The sequence below is a fragment of the Mycobacterium kyogaense genome (assembly GCF_036946525.1).
Lineage (GTDB): Bacteria > Actinomycetota > Actinomycetes > Mycobacteriales > Mycobacteriaceae > Mycobacterium > Mycobacterium kyogaense_A.
Genome location: NZ_JAQIIY010000021.1, coordinates 107,778 through 122,047, shown reverse-complemented (window position 1 = coordinate 122,047; position 14,270 = coordinate 107,778). Strand labels below are relative to the sequence as shown.

The 14,270-nt window shown below is 67.9% G+C and carries 13 protein-coding genes; 2 read left to right on the top strand and 11 right to left on the bottom strand.

The window, feature by feature from the left end; genetic code table 11:
* Nucleotides 1-29 precede the first annotated feature (29 nt).
* Nucleotides 30-464, bottom strand: a complete 435-nt coding sequence (locus tag PGN37_RS18725; RefSeq protein ID WP_335332497.1) for an NfeD family protein — start codon at nt 462-464, stop codon at nt 30-32.
* A 71-nt stretch (nt 465-535) separates the two neighbouring features.
* Here PGN37_RS18725 and PGN37_RS18720 point away from each other — a divergent pair, with 71 nt between their 5' ends.
* Nucleotides 536-1,393: a hypothetical protein gene (locus PGN37_RS18720; protein ID WP_335332496.1), complete on the top strand. Its 858-nt coding sequence runs from the start codon at nt 536-538 to the stop codon at nt 1,391-1,393.
* Between the two features lie 6 nt (nt 1,394-1,399).
* Here the strand turns inward: PGN37_RS18720 and PGN37_RS18715 are convergent, their stop codons facing one another.
* The 10 genes from PGN37_RS18715 to PGN37_RS18670 all read right to left on the bottom strand — a co-directional run bounded on the left by PGN37_RS18715 (nt 1,400) and on the right by PGN37_RS18670 (nt 11,269).
* The gene (locus PGN37_RS18715; protein WP_335332495.1) at nt 1,400-2,422 is read right to left on the bottom strand and encodes a ferrochelatase; all 1,023 of its coding nucleotides are present in this window, start codon (nt 2,420-2,422) and stop codon (nt 1,400-1,402) included.
* 15 nt (nt 2,423-2,437) lie between these two features.
* A complete protein-coding gene (gene inhA / locus PGN37_RS18710) occupies nt 2,438-3,247 on the bottom strand; it encodes an NADH-dependent enoyl-ACP reductase InhA (protein ID WP_335332494.1) in 810 nt (269 codons plus the stop codon).
* A gap of 25 nt (nt 3,248-3,272) precedes the next feature.
* Nucleotides 3,273-4,040, bottom strand: a complete 768-nt coding sequence (fabG1, locus tag PGN37_RS18705; protein ID WP_335332493.1) for a 3-oxoacyl-ACP reductase FabG1 — start codon at nt 4,038-4,040, stop codon at nt 3,273-3,275.
* A gap of 76 nt (nt 4,041-4,116) precedes the next feature.
* A complete protein-coding gene (locus PGN37_RS18700) occupies nt 4,117-5,127 on the bottom strand; it encodes a VWA domain-containing protein (RefSeq protein WP_335332492.1) in 1,011 nt (336 codons plus the stop codon).
* Nucleotides 5,124-6,131, bottom strand: a complete 1,008-nt coding sequence (locus PGN37_RS18695) for a VWA domain-containing protein (protein ID WP_335332491.1) — start codon at nt 6,129-6,131, stop codon at nt 5,124-5,126. The genes PGN37_RS18700 and PGN37_RS18695 overlap by 4 nt, the downstream gene beginning before the upstream one ends.
* 34 nt (nt 6,132-6,165) lie before the next feature.
* Nucleotides 6,166-7,083, bottom strand: coding sequence for a DUF58 domain-containing protein (locus PGN37_RS18690; protein ID WP_335332505.1), 918 nt, complete (start codon nt 7,081-7,083; stop codon nt 6,166-6,168).
* A gap of 64 nt (nt 7,084-7,147) precedes the next feature.
* A complete protein-coding gene (gene moxR1, locus PGN37_RS18685) occupies nt 7,148-8,305 on the bottom strand; it encodes a chaperone MoxR1 (RefSeq protein WP_335332490.1) in 1,158 nt (385 codons plus the stop codon).
* Nucleotides 8,306-8,449: 144 nt separating this feature from the next.
* Nucleotides 8,450-9,136, bottom strand: a complete 687-nt coding sequence (ripB, locus tag PGN37_RS18680) for an NlpC/P60 family peptidoglycan endopeptidase RipB (protein WP_335332504.1) — start codon at nt 9,134-9,136, stop codon at nt 8,450-8,452.
* On the bottom strand, nt 9,136-10,554 hold the full coding sequence (gene ripA / locus PGN37_RS18675; protein WP_442932964.1) for an NlpC/P60 family peptidoglycan endopeptidase RipA: 1,419 nt from the start codon (nt 10,552-10,554) through the stop codon (nt 9,136-9,138). Before ripA ends, ripB begins: the two co-directional genes overlap by 1 nt.
* Before the next feature lie 175 nt (nt 10,555-10,729).
* Nucleotides 10,730-11,269, bottom strand: coding sequence for an Rv1476 family membrane protein (locus PGN37_RS18670; RefSeq protein ID WP_335332488.1), 540 nt, complete (start codon nt 11,267-11,269; stop codon nt 10,730-10,732).
* Between the two features lie 167 nt (nt 11,270-11,436).
* On the opposite strand from PGN37_RS18670, the gene PGN37_RS18665 reads away from it, so the two are divergent.
* Nucleotides 11,437-14,253 (top strand): aconitate hydratase, encoded by a 2,817-nt coding sequence (locus PGN37_RS18665; protein ID WP_335332487.1) that lies wholly within the window; start codon nt 11,437-11,439, stop codon nt 14,251-14,253.
* Nucleotides 14,254-14,270 lie beyond the last annotated feature (17 nt).

Genomic DNA, 14,270 nt, shown 5'->3' with positions numbered 1-14,270 from the left:
GACCGCACCTTCCACCGGAGACTCCTCACTCAGCCGATCTTGGACACGACCGCGGTGGCGCCGTCGATGTGCACGACGGTGACCTGGTCGCCAGGTTCATAGACATCGTTCTCGTTGTAGGGCCGCGCCGTCCAGATCTCCCCGGCCAGCTTCACCTGGCCGGCGTCTCGGGCCACGCGATCGAGCACCATCGCGCTCTTGCCCTCCAGGGCCTTCACCGGCTCGGGCAGCCCGGTGCCCGCCTGCATACGGCGGCGCAGCGCGGGGCGCACCCCGACGAGCAGCAGCACCGAGACCACGAGGAAGACCAGCCCGTCGGCCCACACCGGCCAGTCCAGCAGCCAGCTCGACCCCGCGGCGGCCAGCGCACCGCCGCTGAGCATCAGCAGGAACAGATCTCCGGTCAGCGCCTCGGCGCCGGCCAACGCCAGTGCTGCGATCAGCCAGATCAGCGGTACGGGCATACCGGAAGCCTACGCGCGACCGACCCCGCTCGGGACCATCAAACGCGCGGCGAACAACTACACTGCGCCGCATGTGGTGTCCCAGTGCAACGCTGTCGGTGTGGGCCAACTCCTGGCTGGCCGGAGTCGCCGCGCCCGACGACGTCTTGGACGCGTTATCCCAATGGACGCAATCGCATTCGGTCACGGCCTACGACTCCGTCGCCGCGGACCGGACCGGGCTCCCGTGGCCGGATCTGGACAACACGGGCGTCATGTCGCTGCTGCAGACGATGCGGATGGTGGCTCGACCGGCGAGCGCGCAGCCCGCGATCGCACTCGCCCTGCCGGTGCCCGGTGACGTCCGGGGCCTCCCGCCCGGCAGCCAGTTCGGGCGCGACGCCATCACCGTCGGCGAGGCCATCATCGTCGGTGACGCCCGGGCCACGATCGGCGTGGTGCCCGACTTCGAATACCCCGACGAGTACACCGATCCCGTCGACGATGACGAGTTCGAGATGGAGCTCTGCGGCCTGTCCTGGACGGTGTACTCGCTGGACTCCGCGCCGGTGAGCGCGCACACCGACCTCGGCGAAGCAGAGTACGGACTGCGCGACGCCGTCCGATCCGCCGCCGACGCCTTGGTCGCGCTCCGGGCGGGGGCGACGGGCGCCGATGTCGCCGATCCGCGTCGACTCGTCGAACAGGTACTCGAATCCACACGCGCGCATCGCATTCCGGATCATGCTCCCGAGCGGGCGGTGCGGGTGCTGGAGAACGCGGCGCACGTCGACGCGATCATCACCGTCAGCTCGGGGCTGCTGCCCATCGGACAGAGTTCGTCGGAAGTGCAGCTGGCCACCGATGCGCTACGTCCGTTGACCGCGGTGGTCCGCTCGGCGCGACTGGCCGCCGTCGACGCGATCCTGCAGTCGGCCTGGCGGCAGTGAAACCGGCTAGGAGCTGCAATTCGGGGTGCACAGCGCGCCGTTGACGCTGCACCCGTAACCCGGCACCGGATCCGGACCGCCGACGCGCGCCGCGGGCAACTCCCCGACCAGTTCGTCCATCAGATCGACGGCCATCCGCGCGAACCGCGGGCTGCTGTTGGGGGTCGTGGCCCGCGCCAATGCGATCCCCGCCGCTTCGGCCTGCTCGGCCAGTTCGCTGTCGAGATCCCAGACGACCTCGATGTGGTCCGCGACGAAGCCGACCGGACAGACGATCACGGCCTTGGTGCCGGCCTGGGCGAGAGTGTCGAGGTGGTCGCCCACATCGGGTTCCAGCCACGGCACCTGCGGCGGCCCTGACCGCGACTGCCACACCTGATCGAAGTCGGTGTAGCCCGCGGCGGCGGCGACGAGCCGCGAGGTGTACCCCACCTGGCGTTCGTAGAGATCCGGGCCGCACCGGTTCGCTGCACGCAGCGGAATCGAGTGTGCCGTGAACACGAGGCGCGCCTCGGCTCGCAGCTCCTCGGGCAGCGTCGCGGCGGCGTCGCGGATCGCGTCGGCGAACATCTCGACCAGCAGCGGATGGTCGAAGTACTGCCGGAGCTTGGTCAGCTGCGGTGCCTCCGGGCCTGCGGCGGCGCGGGCCCGGGCAATGTCTTCCTGGTACTGCGTGCACCCGGAATAGCCGCCCCACGCCGAGGTGGAGAACACCGCGGCGCGACGAATCCCGTTGTCGCGCATGTGCGCAACGGTGTCCTCGACGAACGGGTCCCAGTTGCGGTTGCCGAAGTAGACCGGGATGTCGGTGCCGCGCCGAGCCAACTCGGCCTCGATCGCGGTCATCAGATCGCGGTTGATGCCGTTGATCGGCGACACCCCACCGAAGTGGAGGTAGTGCTCGGCGACGCTGGCCAGCCGCTCACGCGGGATGCCGCGGCCCCGGGTGACGTTCTCCAGGAACGGCATGACCTGCTCGGGGCCCTCGGGCCCGCCGAAGGAGAGCAGCAGCAGTGCGTCAAAAGACATGGCAGGAAGCGCTCGTCACAGCAGCTGGGTGCTCGCCCCGCCGTCGGCGAAGATGATCGTCCCCGTCGTCGCCGGCAACCAATCCGACAGCAGCGCGCACACCGTCTTGGCGACCGGCGTCGGGTCCTTCATGTTCCAGCCCAGCGGGGCCCGCTGATCCCAGCCCTCCTCGAGCAACTGCATCTGTGCGCCGGCCTCCTCGCCGAGCGCACCGCCGACGATCGCGCTCATCGCGAGCGTCCGGATCGGACCGGCCGCAACGAGATTGGAGCGGACGCCGACCTTTCCCGCCTCGCGGGCGACGAAGCGGTTGACCGATTCGAGTGCGCTCTTGGCGACCGTCATCCAGTTGTAGGCGGGCATCGCCCGTGTCGGGTCGAAGTCCATGCCGACGATGCCGCCGCCGGGGGTCATGATCGGCAGCACGGCCTTGGCGAGCGAGGCATAGGAGTACGCGGAGATGTGGATGCCCTTGGCGACGTCCTCGTAGGGCGCGTCGAAGAACGGGTTGATGCCCATACCGGTCTGCGGCATGAAGCCGATCGAGTGCACCACCCCGTCGATCGTGTTGCCCTCGCCGATGACCTCGGAAATGCGATCAGCCAGCGTCTCGAGGTGCTTCTCGTCCTGGACATCGAGTTCGAGCAGCGGTGGCTTCGACGGGAGCCTCTCCAGGATGCGCTCGATCAGCCGCAGCCGGTTGAACCCTGTGCAGATGACTTCCGCGCCGGCCTCCTGGGCGACCTTGGCGATGTAGAATGCGATCGAGCTGTCGGTGATGATGCCGGTGACGAGGATCCGCTTGCCTGCAAGAAGACCGGTCATTGTGGAGTCCTTCCTTGTTTCTGCTCTAGTGGCCCATGCCCATGCCGCCGTCGACCGGGATCACCGCGCCGGCGATGTAGCCCGCGTCCTCGGACGCGAGGAAGCTGACGGCGCCGGCGACCTCGGCGGCGGTGCCGATCCGTTTGGCGGGGACGAACTCCAGGGCGCCCTTCTGGATGCGCTCGTCAAGAGCGCGTGTCATGTCGGTGTCGATGAACCCAGGTGCGACGACGTTGGCCGTCACGCCGGCCTTGGAGAGCTCTCGCGAGATCGACCGGGCCATGCCGATCAGCCCTGCCTTGGCGGCGGCGTAGTTGGCCTGGTTGCCGATGCCCCACATGCCCGACACCGAGCCGATGAAGATGATGCGGCCGAATCGGTTGCGCTGCATGCTGCGTGACGCGCGCTGCACCACCCGGAACGCCCCGGTCAGGTTCGCGTCGATGACCTCGGTGAACCGATCCTCGGTCATCCGCATCAGGAACGCGTCCTTGGAGATGCCGGCGTTGGACACCAGCACCTCGACCGGGCCCTGATGTTCTTCGACCTCCGTGAACGCCCGGTCGACGGCCGCACTGTCGGTGACGTCGCACTCGACGCCGAACAGGCCCTCAGGTGCGCCGGATCCGCGATGGGTCACCGCGACTTTGTGCCCGTCGGCGGCCAGGCGCTGCGCGATGGCCAGGCCGATCCCCCGGTTACCTCCGGTCACGAGGACCGAGCGGGAGACGAATGCGGGACGGCCGTTCTGGGTGCCGTTTCCGGTGCCGTTCTCGGGGCCAGTGTCGCTCACCTGTTCGCTCCTCGAGTGCTCGCCATGACCGTCAACCTAGTGCCTGGCCGGTTCGACCTTGAAATCGGCACCGCCGTTAGAGGGGCATCCTGCGGTTGATGACCAGCGCGCACAGAGCGGCGGCGGCGACCAATACCGTGCCCAACCGCAGCCAGCCGGCGGAGGCGTCACCGCGGGTGGTCTCGTAGCCGATCTGCGACTGCAGCGTGGTGTAGACGGTGTTCAACTCGGCGAGGTTGGAGGCGGTGTAGGACTGCCCGCCGGCGAGTTCCGCGATCTTCTTGAGCATCGCGTCGTCGACGGGGACCTCGACACGCTCGCCGTTGACCTCGACCGACCCGGTAGGTGTGCCGAACGCGATCGTCGAGATCGGCACGCCCTGGTCCTTCGAGGCGCGGGCCGCGGTGTAGGCGCCCTTGGGGTTGTCGGGGTTCGCCGGCACCGTCTCCTTGCCGTCGGAGAACAGCACGATGTGCGCCGGAGGCGGCGCATCCCCGCCGCCGATCACCGCGCCGACGGTGTTGATCGCGGTCAGCGCCGTCAGGATCGCCTCACCCGTCGCGGTCCGGTCGGCCACCTGCAGGCTGTCGATCGCCCGCTTGCTGGCGTCGCGGTTGGTGGTCGGCGAGACCAGCACCGTCGCCGTACCCGCGTACGAGATCACGCCCAGATTGATGCCAGGGGTGAGCTCGTCGACGAACTTTTTCGACGCCGCCTGCGCGGCCGCCAGCCGGGTCGGCTCGACATCCTTGGCCATCATCGACTGGGACACGTCGATCACGAGCATCACGACCGCCCGGTTGCGTGGGATTCGCTCGTCCTGGGTCGGGCCTGCCAGAGCGATCGCGAACACGAGCAGCGCCACCGCCATCAGCGCTGGCGCCACGTGCCGTCGGCGACCGAGGCGCCGCGGGGACACGCTGTCGAGCAGGTCGGTGTTCGCGAACCGCTGCAGCCGCTTGCGCGTGGAGATCTGAAGCAGTACGTACACACCGACCAGCGCGACGGCGACGACGAGGAACAGCGCCAACCACCACAGATGCTGGAATCCCGTCAGCGACAGGGGGCCCAGCAGGGGAAGGGTCATCCTGGCAGCCTCCGATTCAGCAGCAGAGATGCCAGCGCCGCACCAGCGAGGATCAGGGCCCCGATCCGCAGCCAACCGACGCTGGCGTCGCCCTTGACGGTCTCGTAGCCGATCTGTTCCTGCAGGTTGGAGAAGACACCCTTGAGCTGTTCGAGCGTGGAGGCGGTGTAGGAGTCGCCCCCGGACAGTTCACCGATCTTGGCCAGCATCTCGTCGTCGACCGGAACGGGTTGCCGTTGATCGTTGATCTCGACGTAGCCGTATGGGGTACCGAACGACACCGTCGAGATGGGGACGCCCTGGTCCTTGGCGGTGCGAGCCGCGGTGTAGGCGCCCTTGGGTGCATCAGGATTGGACGGCACGGTCTCCTTACCGTCCGACATCAGCACGATCCGGGCCGGCGGCGGACCGTCGCCGCCGCCCAGCACCGCACCGACGGTCGCGATGGCCTGCAACGCGGTGAAGATCCCCTCACCCGTCGCGGTCCGGTCGGCGAGCTGCAGACGGTCGATCGCGCTCTTGGCAGCCTCGCGGTTGACCGAGGGCGACACCAGCACCGTCGCGGTGCCCGCATAGGCGATCAGGCCCAGGTTGATGCCAGGGGTGAGCTGGTCGGCGAACTGCTTGGCAGCCTCCTGGGCCGCCAGCAGCCGGCTCGGCGCCACGTCGGTGGCGCGCATCGACTGCGACACGTCGATCACCAGCATCACGACCGCGCGGTTGCGGGGAATTCGTACGTCGTGCGTCGGCGCGGCCATCGCGGTGGTCAGGGACACCAGCGCGAGGACCAGCAGGATCGCGGGCAGATGTCGCCAGCGCCTCGGCTTGGCCGGGGCGACGGCCTCGAGCAGTTCCATGTTCGCGAACCGGAGCATCCGCCGTTGTCGCCGGCGTTGGACGAGGACGTAGAACGCGACGAGCGCCGCGACCGCGATCAGGAACAGGAAGAACCAGGGGTGCTTGAATCCCGACAACGAGATCGGGCCGAGCAGGGGCAGAGTCATGCGAGGCGGGTCTCCGGGTCGTCTCGGCGCGGGCTCACCGCGCCGCGAGCGCGCCGCGGCGCCGGCTCGCGACGAACCGCACCACGTCGGCGATCCAGTCGCGGTCGGTGCGCAGGCTCAGCAGCGGCGCATCGCACCGGCGTAGCGTGCGGGCGACGTCGGCGCGATGAGCCGCAGCTGCCCTCTCGAAATCGGCGCGGAGCTGCTCGTCGATGGTGAATTCGCGGGTCCGGCCCGTCTCGGCGTCCTGGAGCATGACGTCGCCGACCGGCGGGAGCTCGACATCGCGCGGGTCGAGGATCTCCACGCCGAGGACCTCGTGGCGCCCCGCGATCGCCCGCAACGGCCGCATCCAGTTGATGGGACCGAGGAAGTCGCTGATGATCACGGCCATGCCGCGACGGCGCTCGGGACGGCGCAGAGCGTCGATGGCCGCGGCGAGATCACCGCGCACCCCGACGGGGGCGCGCGGCGTGGTCGCGATCGCGCGTAGCAACTCCTGCTCGTGCATCCGACCGGACAGGGCGGGGACCCGGCGCACGGTGTCACCGTTGCTGATGACCGCGCCGAGCCGGTTGCCACCCCCGCTGTTGAGGAACGCGATGGCGGCCGCAGCGGCAACCGCGAGGTCGCGCTTCTCGCATCCGGTGGTACCGAAGTCCAGGCTGGCCGAGACGTCGACGACCAGCCATGTCTCGAGCTCGCGGTCGGCGATCATCTGGCGCACGTGCGGATGCGTCGTCCTCGCCGTCACCGACCAGTCCATCCGCCGCACGTCGTCGCCCGGCTGGTACATCCGGGACTCCCCCGGCTCGGAACCGGGACCGGGCAGCAGGCCCAGATGGTCTCCGTGCAGCACGCCGTCGAGCTTGCGCCGCACCGTGAGTTCGAGCTTGCGCAGCGCGGCCGTCAGCGCCGGGTCGCGGATCTCTCCGCGCTGCAGCGACGGCAGGTCGACGGTCCGACCAGGGCCGGGCTGGCCGGAAGGCCGAGGAGACGGAGTGGAAGCCACCAGGTCAGCGGCCGTTCGCCGCGGCCGCTGCGGCCGGAACCACCGGCCCCACCGCGTGCCCCTGCTGCGGGATCGCGTTGACCTGCGGCAGCGCCACCGTCTGCAGGATGCGGTTGACCACGGTCTCGGCGGAGATCTCGTCGGCAAGCGCGTCGTAGGTGAGCACGAGACGGTGCCGCAGCACGTCCGGGATCACCTCGACGACGTCCTGCGGGATCACGTAGTCGCGACCGCGCACCAGGGCGAGGGCGCGAGAGGCCGCGATGATGCCCAGCGATGCACGCGGGGAGGCGCCGTAGGCGATCCACGCCTTGGCGTCGGGCATCCCGAACTTCTCCGGCTCGCGCGTCGCGGTGACGATGCGGACGACGTAGTCGACGAGCGCGTGGTGGACGAAGTTGTTGGCCGCCACGTCCTGCAGGCGGAGCAGGTCGCCGGTGTTGAGGATCGTCTTGGGCTCCGGGGGCTTGACGCCCATCCGGTAGATGATCTCGCGCTCCTCCTCCGGGGAGGGGTAGTCGACGTTGAGCTTGAACAGGAACCGGTCGCGCTGCGCTTCCGGTAGCTGGTACACGCCCTCCTGTTCGATCGGGTTCTGGGTCGCCATGACCAGGAAGGGGCTGGGCAGCGGGAACGTCTTGCCGCCGATGGAGATCTTGCGCTCGGCCATGATCTCGAGCAGTGCGGACTGCACCTTGGCCGGCGCGCGGTTGATCTCGTCGGCGAGCAGGAAGTTCACCACGACCGGGCCGAGCTCGATGTCGAACTCTTCTTTGCCCGCGCGGTAGATGCGAGTACCGACGATGTCGGTGGGCACCAGGTCGGGGGTGAACTGGATACGCGCGAACGTGCCGCCGACGACCTTGGCGAACGTCTCGACCGCAAGGGTCTTGGCGACGCCGGGCACACCTTCGAGGAGCACGTGGCCCTTGGCGAGCAGTCCGACGAGCATGCGCTCGACGAGCTGGTCCTGACCGACGATGATCCGCTTGACCTCGAAGATCGCCCGTTCCAGCGTGTGCACCTCGCCCTGCAGGCCGCCGTTGGACTGCGCGGGTGCCGACGGGGCGGGCGCGGCGTGCGCACCCGCGGAGTAGCCGGGGCTCGGAGCCTGTCCGGGGAATCCTCCAGAGCCCTGCGGCGGCCCACTCGGTGAGGTCATCAACAATTCCTTCCACATGCGCAGTACCTGCTGGTCTGTGCGGCGCGCGCTCTAGTTCTCGCGGCTTGTCGCGCGGCACCCGCTGTCAACTATTCCAGGCGGGTCTGAATCCGTCGACGCCGCCCGAATTAACTCAGCCGCTACTCAGGATTCGATGATGCGTGCCGCGTACGGCTGCAGACCCGAGGTGCGCACCGGGCTCACGGTGACCTTGCCGGCACTGCCCGACGCCTCGAGCATCCTGCCGCCGCCGAGGTACATGGCGACGTGTTGGCTGCCGCCAGGTCCCCAGAACAGCAGGTCGCCGCGCTTGGCTTGGGAGATGGGCACCTTGCGACCGGTGTTGTACTGGTCGCCGGAGTACTTGGGGATGAGGACCCCGACCCCGGCGTAGGAGAACTGCGTCAGCCCGGAGCAGTCGAAGCCGACGGTGTTGGCGCCGGACTCGATGCCGCGGGTGGGGCCGGTGGGCTTGCCGCCGCCCCAGGAGTACGGCACGCCCATCTGGCTGCCGCCGCGCCTGATCGCGTACTCGATCGCCGCGGGTCCACGCACCACACCGGGCGCGACGCTGGTCGGGTCGGCCGGCGCGAGTCCGAGGCTCTGCAGGAACTTGTGCCCGAGGTTCATCGTGACCTGGGTGGCCTGCGCGGTGGCGGCCAGCGACGCGTTGGCGATGGCCAGCGGGTCGCCGGGGGCGCCGGCGCTGAGGAGCTTGGGCAGGGTCGGATCCCATTGGCCGGCCTCGGGTTGCGCGGCAGCTGGGCCGGCGGCACCGATCAGCACGGCAACCGCGACCGTCAGCGCGAAGAGAACACGGCGCAGGACGATCACCACTCGACCATTCGCGTGACGTAGGGCGTCATTCCGCTGGTACGCACCGGCGAGATCTTGACCACCGACCCGGTGTAGGGCGCCTCGAGCATCTGACCGTCGCCGAGGTACATCGCGACGTGCTGGCTCGCGTTCGGCCCGTAGAAGATCATGTCGCCGCGGCGCATCTGCGACGACGGCACCTTGCGGCCGGCGTTGTACTGCGAGCCCGAGTAGTGGTCGAGCTTGATGCCGACACCGGCGAACATGTACAGCATCAGGCCCGAGCAGTCGAAGCCGACCGTGCCCGCGCCGGAGTCGATGCCGCGGCTGGGGCCCGAGGCGTTTCCGCCGCCCCACGAGTAGGGCACGCCCATCTGCGACATGCCGCGCTTGATGACGTACTCGGTGGCTTGGCGCCCGTACAGCGTCGGGATGGCGCCGTTGGTGATCCCGGTCGGAGTGGGCAGCAACCCGATGCTCTGCAGGAACTTGCGACCGAGGTCCTGGGTCACCTGAAGGGAGGTGCCGATGATCTTGAGGACGGCATTGATGATCTGGACCGGGTCGCCGCTGACGAAGGCGCTCGGGATCTGCGGCAGCGTCATGTCCCAGGCGGTGTTGCGGTTGCCGGTGCTCGGGTCGGCATCCCAGTCGGGGTTGAGGCCCGACGGGGCAGGCTTGGCGCCAGGACTTGCCGGCGCGGCGGCCCCACCGGACCGCCCGGCGGGTGCGGAAGACGCCGAGACTGCTTGTGCCGCCTGCAGTTTGGTCTGAGCTTCGGCACGTTCGGCGGTCAGCCGATCGAGGTCGGCCTGCTGGGACTTGAAGGTCTGCTGCGCGTTGGTCAGCGCCTCGACCGCGGTCTGCTGGCTCTGCTCGGCGGCCTTGACCGCGTCGTCGGCCTGCTGCTTGGTCAGCCGGGCGCTCGATTCCTTGTTCACCTGCTCGGTGCGGGCGCGCGCCAGATCGGACATCACCTTCTGGGTGGACAGCGACAGGGCCTGTCCGGTGGCGGCCGTGCCGAGGATGTCGATCGGGTCCTTGGCCGTCAGGTACGAACTCGACGGGCCGTGGACGTACATCGCGGCCGCGAACTGGTCGAACCGGTTCTGGGCGGCGGAGATCGCGGCGTCGGCATCCTTGACGCTCTGAGCGCTGGCCTCGACGTCACGTTGTGCCGCCGAGGCGTCGTCCCTGGCCGTCTGCACGTCGAGGATCGCCTTGTTCACGCTCTCCTGCTGGCTCTGGATGGCCGCGCCGAGATCCTGCAGCTTCTGGTTGACGTTGGCGACCTCAGTCACCAACTCAGCGAGGTTGTCGCCGGGCGTCGCGTGGGCCAGCTGCGGTGTCGTGAGCACCATGCCGAACGCGAGCGATACGGCGCACAACCGGGTGGCGGGCGCGCCGCCAAGGGGGCGTCTCATTCGACTCAGGTCTCCTCAGGCTTCGCGCAGAAGTCACATCTTGCACAACTGCAACTACAGGCACCGATTGCACCGTACGTCACATCTGACGCTAAAGAAACTTTAGTCACGAATTACAGCAATGTAATTGCAATTGCCGTTATCAAACGGTGATGTTTTCATTCGCGCAGTGCGCGGCAATTCCCTAATCGACGCTGGTGAAGGCTGCCTCGGAGCCGGTCGACCGTTTGCTCCATTTCTGCAGCGCACGCGTCGCGACGGCGCCGATCAGCACCAGAAAAACAAGCGCAATCGTGAATGCAGTCCACGGAAAGTGCGGGGTCGTCAACTCCCCCACGAAATTCTTCGTCGACTGGACGGGGTCGCCGGTGCGGGCGATGTCCTGACCGGCTTCCAGAGTGGTGCGGTCGAAGCTGGTGCTGAAGGTTCCGGCGAACGACGGACTGAGCGCCAGCACGGTCGAACCCGGGTGCGCGGCACCGACCTCGGTAGCGATGTCGCGAAGTGGCGTGTCGATGGGCGGGTTCTCGGCGATGACGACGACCTTGAGGTCGATCCCCTGCTGCTGGGCCTGAGCGACGATGTCGCGCAGAGCGGGCACGTCGGCCTGATCGGCGGGCGGCACACTGATGCCGTCGTCGGAGACGTCGGCCTGCACCTGGTCCATGTCGATCGACGGCGGGATGTACGCCGGCAGGAACGGAATCACCTGCGGTCCGGTCACACGAGCACGGTAGCCGACCGCGGACCCGGTTCAGAGGGTGGCGTGCCGCGCCGTGGGCGACAAGGATGGGAAGCGCCCTGGGATTCCATACAGGACAAGCGTACTGTTAGGGTGACAAGCGCCGTCGACACAGCCCGTCGCGGCGATGATTCAAGCCGGGAGTTGATGTGAGCAGCAAGAATTCATCCGTGAACTCGTTCGGAGCCAAGGACACGCTCGAGGTCGGGGACAGCAGCTACGAGATCTACCGCCTCGACGCGGTGCCGGGCACCGAGAAACTTCCCTACAGCCTCAAAGTGCTCGCCGAGAACTTGCTGCGCACCGAAGACGGCGCCAACATCACCAAGGACCACATCGAGGCGATCGCGAACTGGGACCCGGAGGCAGAGCCCAGCATCGAGATCCAGTTCACCCCCGCACGCGTGCTGATGCAGGACTTCACGGGCGTGCCCTGCATCGTCGACCTGGCCACCATGCGCGAGGCCGTCGCGGCCCTCGGCGGCGACCCGGACAAGGTCAACCCGCTCTCGCCCGCCGAGATGGTCATCGACCACTCGGTGATCCTCGACGTCTTCGGCCGCGCCGACGCGTTCGAGCGCAACGTCGAACTCGAATACGAGCGCAACGGCGAGCGCTACCAGTTCCTGCGCTGGGGCCAGGGCGCGTTCGACGACTTCAAGGTCGTCCCGCCGGGAACCGGCATCGTGCATCAGGTCAACATCGAGTACCTGGCGCGCGTGGTGATGACGCGTAATGGTGTCGCCTACCCCGACACCTGTGTGGGTACCGACAGCCACACCACGATGGAGAACGGGCTCGGCGTGCTCGGCTGGGGCGTCGGCGGTATCGAGGCCGAGGCCGCCATGCTGGGTCAGCCCGTCTCGATGCTCATCCCCCGTGTCGTCGGCTTCAAGCTGACCGGTGAGATCAAGCCCGGCGTCACCGCGACCGACGTCGTTCTCACCGTCACCGACATGCTGCGCAAGCACGGTGTGGTCGGCAAGTTCGTCGAGTTCTACGGCAACGGCGTAGCCGAGGTGCCGCTGGCCAACCGCGCCACGCTGGGCAACATGAGCCCCGAATTCGGTTCCACCGCAGCGATGTTCCCGGTCGACGAGGAGACGATCAACTATCTGCGGATGACCGGTCGCAGCGACGAGCAGCTCGCCCTGGTCGAGGCCTACGCCAAGGAACAGGGCATGTGGCACGACCCGGCCAAGGAGCCGGTGTTCTCCGAATACCTGGAACTGGACCTGTCGACGGTCGTCCCGTCGATCTCGGGGCCGAAGCGTCCGCAGGACCGCATCGAGCTGACCGACGCGAAGAATGCATTCCGCAAGGACATCCACAACTACGTCGAGGAGAACCACCCGGCGCCGGAGACCAAACTCGACGAGGCCGTCGACGAGTCCTTCCCGGCCAGCGACTCGGTGTCCCTGTCGTTCGCCGACGACGGCGCGGTGGACGCGCGTCCGTCGGCGGCCAACGGCGCCGAGGGACGTCCGAGCAATCCGGTCACGGTCCGCTCCGACGAGCGCGGCGAGTTCGTGCTCGACCACGGCGCCGTCGTGGTCGCCGGCATCACCTCGTGCACCAACACCTCCAACCCGTCGGTGATGCTCGGCGCCGCACTGCTCGCCAAGAAGGCCGTCGAGAAGGGGTTGACCACCAAGCCGTGGGTCAAGACCAACATGGCGCCGGGGTCGCAGGTGGTCACCGACTACTACAACAAGGCGGGCCTGTGGCCGTACCTGGAGAAGCTCGGCTACTTCCTCGGCGGTTACGGGTGCACCACGTGCATCGGCAACACCGGTCCGCTGCCCGACGAGATCTCGGCTGCGATCAACGACAACGACCTGTCGGTGACGGCGGTGCTCTCCGGCAACCGGAACTTCGAAGGACGCATCTCCCCCGACGTCAAGATGAACTACCTGGCCTCGCCGCCGCTGGTGATCGCCTACGGCCTGGCCGGCACGATGGACTTCGACTTCGAGTCGGATCCGCTCGGCCAGGACAACGACGGCAACGACGTCTTCCTGAAGGACATCTGGCCCTCCCCGCAGGAGATCGAGGAGACCATCGCGAGCTCCATCAACCGCGAGATGTTCACCGACAACTACGCCGACGTCTTCAAAGGTGACGACCGGTGGCGCTCGCTGCCCACGCCCGAGGGCAACACCTTCGAGTGGGACGACGAGTCCACCTACGTGCGCAAGGCGCCCTACTTCGAGGGCATGCCCGCCGAGCCCGAACCAGTGTCCGACATCAAGGGCGCCAGAGTTCTTGCGCTACTGGGCGATTCGGTCACCACCGACCACATCTCCCCCGCCGGCAGCATCAAGAAGGGCACCCCGGCGGCGCAGTATCTCGAGGAGCACGGTGTCGAGCCCAAGGACTTCAACTCACTGGGCTCGCGCCGCGGCAACCACGAGGTGATGATCCGAGGCACCTTCGCCAACATCCGCCTCAAGAACCAGCTCCTCGACGACGTGTCGGGCGGTTACACCCGCGACTTCACCCAGGATGGCGGTCCGCAGGCCTTCATCTACGACGCGTCCGTGAACTACCAGGAGGCCGGCATCCCGCTGGTGGTGTTGGGCGGTAAGGAATACGGCTCCGGATCGTCGCGCGACTGGGCGGCCAAGGGCACGACGCTGCTCGGTGTGCGGGCAGTCATCACCGAGTCCTTCGAGCGCATCCACCGGTCGAACCTGATCGGAATGGGCGTGGTCCCGCTGCAGTTCCCGAAGGGTGAATCGGCCGCCAGCCTCAAACTGGACGGCACCGAGACCTTCGACATCGAAGGCATCGAGGAACTGAACGACGGGAAGACACCCAAGACCGTCCATGTCACCGCAACCAAGGAGGACGGCTCGAAGGTCGAGTTCGACGCCGTGGTGCGCATCGACACCCCTGGAGAGGCGGACTACTACCGCAACGGCGGCATCCTGCAGTACGTGCTGCGCAACATGCTGAAGTCGTAGAACCGAGGCCGTAACCG

Bases quoted from the DNA above. Each gene is read 5' to 3' on its own strand.
- moxR1 (WP_335332490.1), bottom strand. From the start codon at position 8,305: ATGACCTCACCGAGTGGGCCGCCGCAGGGCTCTGGAGGATTCCCCGGA.
- PGN37_RS18715 (WP_335332495.1), bottom strand. From the start codon at position 2,422: ATGTCTTTTGACGCACTGCTGCTGCTCTCCTTCGGCGGGCCCGAGGGC.
- PGN37_RS18720 (WP_335332496.1), top strand. From the start codon at position 536: ATGTGGTGTCCCAGTGCAACGCTGTCGGTGTGGGCCAACTCCTGGCTG.
- PGN37_RS18700 (WP_335332492.1), bottom strand. From the start codon at position 5,127: ATGACCCTTCCCCTGCTGGGCCCCCTGTCGCTGACGGGATTCCAGCAT.
- PGN37_RS18695 (WP_335332491.1), bottom strand. From the start codon at position 6,131: ATGACTCTGCCCCTGCTCGGCCCGATCTCGTTGTCGGGATTCAAGCAC.
- PGN37_RS18725 (WP_335332497.1), bottom strand. From the start codon at position 464: ATGCCCGTACCGCTGATCTGGCTGATCGCAGCACTGGCGTTGGCCGGC.
- inhA (WP_335332494.1), bottom strand. From the start codon at position 3,247: ATGACCGGTCTTCTTGCAGGCAAGCGGATCCTCGTCACCGGCATCATC.